Annotated in this window: 3 protein-coding genes and 1 pseudogene; all 4 read right to left on the bottom strand. The window is 59.6% G+C overall.

Translation table 11 applies throughout. The features are described 5' to 3' along the window. The coding region (locus ACIPZE_RS28865; RefSeq protein WP_400776831.1) for an ATP synthase subunit I at positions 1-259 on the bottom strand (259 nt) is incomplete at its 3' end. 148 nt (positions 260-407) lie between these two features. Next, positions 408-1280: a ParB/RepB/Spo0J family partition protein gene (locus ACIPZE_RS28860; RefSeq protein ID WP_129386921.1), complete on the bottom strand. Its 873-nt coding sequence runs from the start codon at positions 1278-1280 to the stop codon at positions 408-410. Positions 1281-1289: 9 nt separating this feature from the next. Next, the gene (locus ACIPZE_RS28855) at positions 1290-2105 is read right to left on the bottom strand and encodes a ParA family protein (protein WP_400776828.1); all 816 of its coding nucleotides are present in this window, start codon (positions 2103-2105) and stop codon (positions 1290-1292) included. Continuing rightward, a pseudogene (locus ACIPZE_RS28850) lies at positions 2106-2180 on the bottom strand (16S rRNA (guanine(527)-N(7))-methyltransferase RsmG); the annotation flags it as partial.

Raw genomic sequence — 2180 nt, 5'->3', positions numbered from 1 at the left:
TCCCCCCCCCGCCCCCAACAAAACACCGGCCGAGGGACTGGGCTGCACGGGCGCCGGACCCCCGAAAGGCCTTGTGAGCGAAATAAACATTGGGCAGCAAGGCTATCAGGCCTCCGCAAAGTCCCGAGTATCCGGCAACGACTCCATGCCATTGCCAAAGCGCCAAAGCGGCAATGAACAAAATGACAAATTGAGCCATCAACACCGGAAAAACCGCCAGGCGATGGAACGGCAGGCGGTTTGGCTTGCGGGTTTCCATCACATTTGCTCTCCAATGGTCGGCTGCCAGAATTCAATAACTTGGCATAATTTGTGCCGACAAAATGCGCGCAGAGTATAGGGGCGGTTCTGCCCCTATTCAACTGTCAGGTAGTGATTTCCGACTGCGCGCTACATGAGGAAATGTTTCAGCGAATGTGCGCGAGCACACCTTGAAGCTCATCGAGGGAGTTGTAACCGATCACCAACTGACCTTTTCCCTTCTTGCCGTGGCGAATCTGCACCGCAGAGCCTAGGCGCTCGGCCAGACGCTGTTCGAGGCGGGCGATATCCGGGTCGGGTTTGGTGGCTTCCACAGGCTCCGGTTTGCCACTCAACCACTGGCGAACCAGTGCTTCAGTTTGGCGCACAGTGAGGCCGCGTGCGACAACATGTCGCGCCCCTTCCACCTGCTGATTCTCTGGCAGACCGAGCAATGCACGGGCATGACCCATTTCCAGGTCGCCGTGGGACAACATGGTCTTGATGACTTCCGGCAGTGCAATCAGACGCAACAGGTTGGCCACGGTGACGCGGGACTTGCCCACAGCTTCGGCGACCTGCTGCTGGGTCAGCTGGAATTCCTGCTGCAAACGCTGCAGGGCTACCGCTTCTTCGATCGGGTTGAGGTCTTCACGCTGGATGTTCTCGATCAGCGCGATGGCGATCGCGGTTTCATCCGGTACATCACGGACCATCGCCGGGATGGTTTCCTGCCCGGCTTGCTGGCTCGCGCGCCAGCGGCGTTCACCGGCGATGATTTCAAAGCGGCCACCGCCAATCGGGCGAACCACGATCGGCTGCATCACGCCTTGTGCCTTGATCGACAGCGCCAGCTCTTCCAGCGCCTGCGGATCCATGTCCCGGCGCGGCTGGTACTTGCCACGCTGCAGCAGATCCAGCGGCAGGTGCTGCAGCTCACGGGTGTCAGCTTGCGCGGCCTGTTCTTCCAGCGCGCTGACGGTCGGACCACTCAGCAGTGCATCCAGTCCACGTCCGAGACCTCGTTTCTTGACGGCCATGGGGATTCCTTAAGTTGCCTGAGCGGCGGCGATGCGTGAATTTTTGCGCTGACGGCGAACCATCTCGCCGGCCAGGGCCAGATAAGCCAGGGCGCCACGCGATTGCTTGTCGTAGGCCAGTGCCGGCATGCCATAGCTCGGCGCTTCGGCCAGGCGGATGTTGCGAGGAATCACCGTGTCATACAGCTGCTCGCCGAAGTGTTCCTTGAGCTGTGCCGAAACGTCATTCATCAGGCTCAGACGCGGGTCATACATGGTCCGCAGCAGGCCTTCGACTTTCAGGTTCGGGTTCAACAACTCGGCGATGCGCTTGATGTTATCCACAAGGTCGCTGAGACCTTCGAGCGCAAAGTACTCGCACTGCATGGGGATAATGACCCCGTCAGCGGCGACCAATGCGTTCAGCGTCAGCATCGACAGCGACGGCGGGCAGTCGATCAAAATGTAATCGTAGTTTTCACGGATCGGCGCCAGCGCGCTGCGCAGACGGCTTTCCTTCATCTGCATTTCCAGCAGCACCACTTCGGCCGCCGTCAGATCGCGGTTGGCCGGCAGCAGTTGATAACCGCCATGTTCGGAATAGTGCATGGCCTGGGCCAGATCGCATTCGCCGATCAGCAGGTCATAGACCGAATTTTCCAGGCCGTGTTTATCCACACCGCTACCCATGGTGGCGTTGCCCTGTGGATCGAGATCGATCAACAGCACCCGGCGCTTGGTCGCGACCAGGGATGCTGCGAGGTTGATGCAGGTGGTGGTCTTGCCCACACCACCCTTTTGGTTCGCTATCGCGAATACCTTAGCCGTTCTTGCTTGTGTTCCCAATCATGCCGTGCGGCGCAGTATCAGCAGATGGCGTTGTCCTTGGCAACCGGGTACGGCGAGGGCGGGTTCGCTATC

This window comes from Pseudomonas sp. NPDC089741 (assembly GCF_044748825.1).
GTDB classification, from domain to species: Bacteria; Pseudomonadota; Gammaproteobacteria; order Pseudomonadales; family Pseudomonadaceae; genus Aquipseudomonas; species Aquipseudomonas helmanticensis.
Note: the sequence above shows the minus strand (reverse complement) of the source record. Positions and strands in the feature narration are given on the sequence as shown.

Bases quoted from the DNA above. Each gene is read 5' to 3' on its own strand.
- ACIPZE_RS28860 (WP_129386921.1), bottom strand. From the start codon at position 1,280: ATGGCCGTCAAGAAACGAGGTCTCGGACGTGGACTGGATGCACTGCTG.